Origin of the sequence: Burkholderia sp. LS-044 (genome assembly GCF_004803625.1) — a bacterium.
In the GTDB taxonomy this organism is placed as follows: domain Bacteria; phylum Pseudomonadota; class Gammaproteobacteria; order Burkholderiales; family Burkholderiaceae; genus Burkholderia; species Burkholderia cepacia.
Genome location: NZ_SSWO01000023.1, coordinates 99,926 through 107,709, shown reverse-complemented (window position 1 = coordinate 107,709; position 7,784 = coordinate 99,926). Strand labels below are relative to the sequence as shown.

General features: G+C 60.7%; 6 protein-coding genes and 3 pseudogenes. 3 read left to right on the top strand and 6 right to left on the bottom strand.

The genetic code is table 11. The features are described from left to right. Together E9536_RS37090 and E9536_RS37085 are read right to left on the bottom strand one after the other, a co-directional pair. Positions 1-169 (bottom strand): annotated as a pseudogene (locus tag E9536_RS37090) (MFS transporter); the annotation flags it as partial. Positions 170-263: 94 nt separating this feature from the next. Further along, the gene (locus E9536_RS37085) at positions 264-1,022 is read right to left on the bottom strand and encodes an SDR family oxidoreductase (protein ID WP_011548568.1); all 759 of its coding nucleotides are present in this window, start codon (positions 1,020-1,022) and stop codon (positions 264-266) included. 313 nt (positions 1,023-1,335) lie between these two features. Here E9536_RS37085 and E9536_RS37080 point away from each other — a divergent pair, with 313 nt between their 5' ends. After that, entirely contained in the window at positions 1,336-2,298 is a 963-nt protein-coding gene (locus tag E9536_RS37080; RefSeq protein ID WP_136472604.1) for a D-glycerate dehydrogenase, read from the top strand. A 70-nt stretch (positions 2,299-2,368) separates the two neighbouring features. Here E9536_RS37080 and E9536_RS42705 read toward each other — a convergent pair. The 4 genes and pseudogenes from E9536_RS42705 to kdgD form a co-directional block, all read right to left on the bottom strand. Continuing rightward, positions 2,369-2,473 (bottom strand): annotated as a pseudogene (locus E9536_RS42705) (gamma carboxymuconolactone decarboxylase); the annotation flags it as partial. A gap of 307 nt (positions 2,474-2,780) precedes the next feature. After that, a pseudogene (locus tag E9536_RS37070) lies at positions 2,781-3,158 on the bottom strand (ATP-binding protein); the annotation flags it as partial. A 10-nt stretch (positions 3,159-3,168) separates the two neighbouring features. Next, positions 3,169-4,521, bottom strand: coding sequence for an MFS transporter (locus E9536_RS37065; RefSeq protein WP_136472602.1), 1,353 nt, complete (start codon positions 4,519-4,521; stop codon positions 3,169-3,171). Positions 4,522-4,613: 92 nt separating this feature from the next. Beyond that, positions 4,614-5,531, bottom strand: coding sequence for a 5-dehydro-4-deoxyglucarate dehydratase (gene kdgD, locus E9536_RS37060; protein WP_027791957.1), 918 nt, complete (start codon positions 5,529-5,531; stop codon positions 4,614-4,616). A gap of 207 nt (positions 5,532-5,738) precedes the next feature. Here kdgD and garD point away from each other — a divergent pair, with 207 nt between their 5' ends. Further along, positions 5,739-7,328 carry a galactarate dehydratase gene (gene garD, locus E9536_RS37055; RefSeq protein WP_059542986.1) on the top strand — a complete coding sequence of 530 codons (1,590 nt, stop codon included), beginning with the start codon at positions 5,739-5,741 and terminating at the stop codon, positions 7,326-7,328. A gap of 128 nt (positions 7,329-7,456) precedes the next feature. Then, on the top strand, positions 7,457-7,759 hold the full coding sequence (locus E9536_RS37050; protein ID WP_136472600.1) for a hypothetical protein: 303 nt from the start codon (positions 7,457-7,459) through the stop codon (positions 7,757-7,759). Positions 7,760-7,784 lie beyond the last annotated feature (25 nt).

Genomic DNA, 7,784 nt, shown 5'->3' with positions numbered 1-7,784 from the left:
CCATCTGCACACGCGTGAGCGCGAGATCCTTCGATAGCGCGGGCGCGACGATACCGAGCGCCGAGCGGTCGACGTAGTTGAGGACCGTGGCCACGAGCAGCATCGACAGTACGCCGTAGCGCACCCGCGATCGCCTGGCGGCGCCTGCGTGCGCGTCGAACCCGCGCATGACCGAAACCTGTTCTTCAGCGGTTTTCAATGTCGTCTCCTGTTTTGTGATGGTTGTGCTGGTGCACCTGCCGCGTGTGCCGGCGCGCGTCCGGTCAGCCGCGTCCGACGAAGGGCATCGCGCTTGCCATGATCGTCATGTTCAGAATGTTCGCTTCGAGCGGCAGGCTCGCCATCTGCACGATCGCGCTCGCGACATGCACGACGTCGACGCGCGGCTCGGGCGCGATGCGGCCGTCGGCCTGCAGCACGCCGCTGTCCATGCGCTCCGTGAGCGAGGTCGCGGCGTTGCCGATATCGATCTGGCCGCAGGCGATGTTAAACGGTCGACCGTCGAGGGCAAGCGAACGCGTGATGCCGAGGACCGCGTGCTTCGTGGCCGTGTACGCGATCGTGTGCGGGCGCGGCGTGTGCGCGGAGATCGAACCGTTGTTGATGATGCGGCCGCCTTGCGGCGTCTGGCGCTTCATCTGGCGCCACGCGGCGCGGGCGCACAGGAACACGCCGGTCAGGTTGGTGGCGACCACGTCGTTCCAGAACTCAAGCGAATAATCGTCGAGCGGCACGGCGCCTGCGTTGCGGCCCGCGTTGTTGAACAGCACGTCGAGGCGGCCGAAGTCATGCGCAATCCGCGTGAAGCTCGCATCGACCGACGTTTCGTCGGACACGTCGGTTGGAATCGCCGCTGCGACGCCCCCGGCCAGCTCGATGATCTCTTGCGTCGCGAGTAGCGGATCGATGCGCCGGCCGAGCAGCGCGACGCTGAAGCCGGCTTGCGCGAGCGCTACCGCAGCGGCCTGTCCGATGCCGGTGCCGGCACCCGTCACCGCCGCGATTTTTTTCTCTGCCTGCATTTTCACGCCCTCGTCTTCAGTCCGTTGAACATGCAAAAAGCATTGCGCGGCGACGATTTCGCAGCAATCTTGATTCTTTCAATCAATATCAACCGCCCCGTCCAGACAGGCTGGCGTCAGGGTTTTCCTGAGTTCGCGGCTGCGCTGTTCGCGCGCCGGCACGGCATCGCGCATGGCAGAGGACATGATCGGAATCGGTCGATCATCCGGTCGCTCAATGCCGCGCGGACATGTTGATCGAACCAATCAATATTGACCTGCGCCGACTGCGCTTCGTAGGCTGTGTTCCGTTATCCGAACCAAGGACGAGACCATGCCTGACAACAATCGCACCCAGCTGCTGGTTGCGCGACGCGTTCCCGCCGCGGTGGCCGCGCGTGCGGCGGCCGAATTCAACGCCTATGTAACCGACGCCGACATGGACGCGCCGTCCGTCGTCGAGTTCTGCAACCGCTACGAGACGCCGGCGGTGCTGATCGGCAAGAAATCGGGGCTGCAGGCCGAGCACATCGCAGCATTGCCGCCGAGCGTGAAGATCATCGCGAACGCGAGCGCCGGGTACGACCACATGGATGTCGCTGCCGCACGCGCACGCGGAATTGCGGTCAGCAACGCCCCCGATGCGCTGACCGACTGCACGGCCGATTTCACGATGCTGCTGGTGCTGGCCGCGTGCCGGCGTGCATCGGAGTACGAGCGTATCGTGCGCGCGGGGTGGGGAAAGTCGTTCGGCATGACCGACATGCTCGGCACGCGCGTGAACGGCAAGACGCTCGGAATCGTCGGTTTCGGGCGGATCGGCCGTGCGGTCGCGCAGCGCGCGCGCGGCTTCGGGATGAAGATCGTCTATACCGACCGACGTCCCGCACCGCCCGAGATCGAGGCCGGCGCGCGCTATTGCGCGGATCTCGACACGCTGCTCCCGCAGTGCGACATCCTCACGCTGCACGTGCCCGGCGGCGGCACGCCGTTGATGACACGCCGCGAATTCGGCTTGCTGCGCGAAGGTGCCGTGTTCGTGAATGCGGCACGCGGCAGTCTCGTCGACGAGGATGCGCTTTACGATGCGTTGACGTCGCATCGGCTGTTCGCCGCGGGGCTCGACGTTTACCGGAGCGAACCCAATATCGATCCGCGCTTTGCCGCGCTCGACAACGTGTTTCTGTCGCCGCACATGGCGAGCGCGACCGTCGAGACGCGCGACCAGATGGGGTTTACCGCGCTCGACAACGTCGCGGCGGTGCTTGACGGGAAGGGGGCGCCGAACGCGCTGTGATGCCGGCGGGCGCGAGCGCTCGCCCATGCCGGGGTGTCCGATGACGGAACCCCCGGCTTCAACCGCGTCGTTACTTCAACACCCCCTCCGCCACCAGCACCTCATGCGCGGCCTTGAACGCGCTGAGACGATGCGGAATACCCGAATAGGCGGTCGCATGCAGCAGGGTCGTTTTTGTTACGTCCAGGGGGGTGACGACGGACGCCCTAACGTCGAGTTGCGATAGGGTTTCCGCCTAGGTCTCGCGTGATGCGCCAAACCATGCCGCCGCTCGGGCCTGTCAGTGTTTAAGGCATAACATGCTCCCAAGGAGAGTTTATGCCTCGCAATCCGAAAGCCCAGCCGCGGCTCTGCCGGCGATTCCGGCCGAGTTGCTCGAGCAGTTCGGCAACGGTCCGATGACGGCCGAAGCCATCAACGCCGCGACGCTGGCGTGTTGATTTCCACTGAATCTTGACCCACCCCGAGACAGCGTAGTACATCTATTCCGGTGTGGATAACTCCTCACTGCCTGCTGCTTTTGCTGCTCTCTTTCTGGTTGCCTTCGCCTTGGCAGAACTGGACTTGAAGCGCCAGGATTCATTGCCTGTTTCGACGATGTGGCAGTGATGGGTGACGCGGTCCCGCAGCGCCGTCGTCATCTTTGCGTCCCCGAACACGGTCGCCCACTCACCGAAGCTGAGGTTGGTGGTGATCGCGACACTCGTGTGTTCATACAGCTTCGAGAGCAAGTGGAACAGCAATGCGCCACCGGTTTGGCTGAACGGCAGGTAGCCCAGTTCGTCGAGGATCACCAGGTCGACGTACATTAGCTTATGGGCGATCTCGCCTTGTTTGCCGATGGACTTCTCCTGCTCCAGTAACTTTGGACTACTCGTGACTAAGCTCTACGCGCTTGATCTCTTTAACGATGACGAGATAACAGAACACTGTAATCAGCGCATTGGCACCTACAAAAGCCAGGGCGCCGTTAAACGAGCCACCAGACTGTGCGACGAGATACCCGATCACAATGGGGGTGACGATACCGGCAACGTTGCCAAACATGTTGAAGATCGATCCAGACAGGCCAATCGCTTCCTTGGGTGAGGTGTCTGCGACCACAGCCCATCCAAGTGCACCCAGACCCTTCCCGAAGAAGGCAAGCGACATAAGGGCAACGACGACCCAATCGGTATTGACGTAGTTGCATCCGACGATGCAGCACGACAGCAGCATGCCGCCAACGATCGGCGTCTTTCGTGCGACGGTGAGCGAGCGACCATGTCGTATAAGTGTGTCCGACAACACGCCACCGAGAACGCCGCCACCGAACCCGCAGATGGCCGGCAGGGAAGCGATGAGCCCTGCCTGGAGGATAGTCATGTGCCGGGCCTGAACGAGGTAGATCGGAAACCACGTCAGGAAGAAATAGGTAAGCACGTTAATGCAGAATTGTGCGAGATACACGCCGAGCAGCATGCGATTGCCCAGCAGTTGCCGCACAACGCCCCAGCCACCGCGATGACTGCGCGAACCGGCGTCGGCTAGTTTTCGGCCGTGAATGAGGCCACCGCCCTGGTCAATATACTCGAGCTCCGGTTTATTGACGCCCGGATGGTTCACCGGGTTTTTCATGACCTTGAGCCACGTTATTGCCAGCAGCAGTCCGGCAAAGCCCATGACGACGTAGACGTAATGCCAGCCGAAGGCGTGGGTAATCCACGCCATCAGCGGAGTAAACACGACAGCTGCGAAATATTGCGCCGAATTGAAGATAGCGGAGGCAGTACCGCGTTCCTTTGTAGGAAACCAGCTCGCTACGACCTTGGCATTTGCAGGGAACGCCGGCGCCTCAGCGGCCCCCATGACAAAGCGCAACATGAATAGCGTGGTTACCGCTGCTGCGGCGCTCCCTGCCAGGCCGATCGAGCTTTGAAGCAATGTAAAGAGAGACCAGAGGAAGATGCTCGCGGCATACACTCGGCGTGCTCCGAAGCGATCGAGCAGCCAGCCGGCTGGAATCTGACAGAGAACATAGGCCCAGCTAAATGCGGAAAAGATGTATCCCATCTTGACCGCATCGAAGCCGAACTCTCCCCGCATTGCAGATCCGGTGACCGACAAGGTCGCGCGATCTGCGTAGTTCAATGTCGTGATGACAAAAATAAGGGCCAGAATGACGTAGCGGACCTTCGTACGCTTGAGTGCGTCCGCGGGATTTGCCGTGCGGCTCATTTCCATGACGATCTTCCTCTGTTTAAAGCGAGCGGGGTGCCTGTGTCGCTGTTGGGCATAACTGCGCGGCTAGCCCCGCCTGTCTCCTCGTGGCGTGCTTACTGCGCGCCGAGCTTTTTGATCAAAGCGTCGAGCTGGCTCAGTTCTTCGTCGTTGAGGTCCGTGAGCGGAGCGCGAACCGGGCCGGCATCGTGGCCAACGAGCTTTGCGCCCGCCTTGACGATGCTGACTGCGTAACCCGCACGGCGATTACGGATTGCGAGGTAAGGAAGGAAGAAGTCGTCAATCAGCTTTCCAATCGTTGCGTGATCGTCCGATGCGATTGCACGATAGAAGTCCATGGCGGTCTTCGGAATAAAGTTGAAGACGGCGGACGAGTAGACCGGAACGCCGAGGGCCTTATACGCGGCTGCATAAACTTCAGCCGTCGGCAGGCCGCCGAGATAGGAAAACCGCTCACCCAGGCGGCGACGGATCGTCACCATGTTTTCGATGTCGCCGACACCGTCCTTAAACCCGATCAGATTCGGACAGCGATCGGCGAGGCGCTCGAGCATGTCAGCGTTCAGCTTCGAATTGGCCCGGTTATAGATGATCACGCCCAGATTGGGCACTGCCTTGCACACTTCCTCAGCATGCGCTGCGATCCCGTCGAGCGAGGCCTCCGTCAGGTAATGCGGCATCAGGAGGATGCCCTGCGCGCCATTGCGCTCCGCTTCTTTCGCGTACTCGATGGCAACGCGCGTCGGACCACCCGCCCCTGCGAGGATTGGCACCTTGCCCTTGCAGACTTCGGTCGCCGTACGGACGACGGCTGTGTAGTCATCGCGCGTAAGTGAGAAGAATTCGCCCGTGCCGCCCGCTACGAACAGTGCCGTTGCGCCGTAAGGCGCGAGCCAGTCGAGGCGGCTTGCGTACGTATCGGCGCGGAAATTGCCCTGTTGGTCAAAGTCCGTGACCGGGAAGGAGAGGAGGCCGTCGGAGACGATTTGCTTGAGTTCTTGCGGAGTGGTCATGATGGGGCGTTCCAAGAAATTCGGTTCGGTTTCGGTTATTGCTTATATGTTATCGTACAACTAGGCTTTCGGCTGAGCAACGGGAAATGGCGGTTTTCAGAGATTTCCCAGGGTAAATAGGTATCCAAAAAGAGGTTGTACGTTGTATGATAACGTAAAACTAAGCAGGGTCATTGGGCGAACCACGCCGCTCAGAGGAAGATGCAAATGGAACAGACACCGCTTTATATTCGCGTGCACCCCAATGACAACGTCGCGATCGTTGTCAATGACGGGGGACTGGGGGAGGGAGCGACTTTCCCAGATGGTCTGGCACTTCGCGAACGGGTGCCGCAAGGCCACAAGGTCGCGCTGAAGGATTTCGCTGAGGGCGATGAGGTCGTCCGGTACAACGTTGTAATCGGGTATGCGAGCCAGGCGCTGCCCAAGGGAAGCTGGGTGAACGAGCACGTCATTCGGATTCCAACCCCTCCCGGCCTCGACGATCTTCCGATCGCGACCATCAAGGCGCCGGTTATGCCGCCTCTGGAGGGTTACACGTTCGAGGGCTACCGCAATAGCGACGGTTCGGTCGGTACACGCAACATTCTTGCGATTACTACGACTGTTCAGTGTGTTGCAGACGTCGTTCAGCATGCCGTGACCCGGATCAAGAGCGAGCTGTTGCCGAAATATCCGAACGTCGATGACGTGGTCAGCCTCGGGCACACATATGGATGCGGGGTTGCGATTGACGCTCCCGATGCAATGGTGCCGATCCGTACAGTACGCAACATCGCGCTCAATCCGAACTTCGGCGGAGAAGTCATGATGGTGAGCCTTGGTTGCGAGAAACTGCAGCCCGAGCGTCTGATGCCTCCCGGGACGATTCCTATTGCGACTGTTACGGAAGCGGATGACGTCGCGGACGTCGGTGACCTGCCTTCGGACGTGAATGGTGACGTCGTGGTGCTGCAGGACGACGCCCATGTCGGTTTTGAATCAATGATCGAATCGATCATTCGGATGGCTGAAGGTCACCTGATCCGGCTGAATAGCCGGCGCCGGGAAACCTGTCCGGCTTCAGACCTGGTATTGGGCGTTCAGTGCGGTGGCAGCGATGCCTTTTCTGGCCTGACCGCAAACCCGGCAGTTGGTTTCGCCACCGATCTTCTCGTGCGCGCGGGTGCCACGGTCATGTTCTCGGAGGTGACCGAGGTGCGCGATGGTGTCGGTCAGCTGACAGGGCGCGCCGCTAATCCCGAAGTTGCCGCTGCGATCATTCGGGAGATGGACTGGTACGACAACTATCTGAAGCGCGGCGGAGCGGATCGTAGCGCCAACACGACGCCGGGGAACAAGAAGGGCGGGCTGTCGAACATTGTCGAAAAGGCGATGGGCTCGATCATCAAGTCCGGCAATTCGCAGATATCTGGCGTACTCGCGCCGGGCGAAAAGGTCAGGCAAAAAGGGCTGATCTACGCTGCGACACCCGCGAGCGATTTTATTTGCGGCACGTTGCAGGTGGCAGCCGGGATCAATCTGCACGTTTTCACAACAGGCCGGGGTACGCCGTATAGCCTCGCCGAGGTTCCCGTCGTCAAGGTCGCAACCCGTTCGGACCTGGCACGTCGCTGGCACGACCTGATGGACGTGAACGCAGGCACGATCGCGACCGGTACTGCAACGATCGAAGATGTGGGCTGGGAGTTGTTCAAGCTGCTGCTCGACGTCGCGAGCGGACGCAAACAGACGTGCGCTGAAAAACTGAAGCTCCATAACGCTCTGGTTCTCTTCAATCCTGCGCCGGTGACCTGATCGCCGCTCGCTGCGCTGTTGTTGGACATCGCCGGCAACGCACCGGCCGATAAAAACCAATGAGATATGGACAGGCGACTCGCGCCTGGACCGGCTAGCCTTTCGTAGACATCTTCGAGCCATAATTTATGGCAACCGAGGAGGTCGATATGAGCGGCAAGTGGTACACGGATGAGTTCAAGATCGAAGCAGTCGAGCAAGTCACCCTGCCGCTGCCTCGTTGCCACGTACAGCATGTCATGCAGCAGCGCGTAGGGTTGCGTCAGCGTCTGGCCTCAGGGCTCGTCGTCCAACTTTTGGTCGCGTTCAGTCATTGCAGGCATGGCCGATTGACTGGTGGCGCGCGGCAACAGGCGACCGGAGAATCGTTGGAAGGCTGCCTGCTGAACGTCGTCCGGGGGCCGGCCCGGCCCCCGGGTACTTCCGCGTGAGATCCACGTGCGCGGTTCCGTGAGG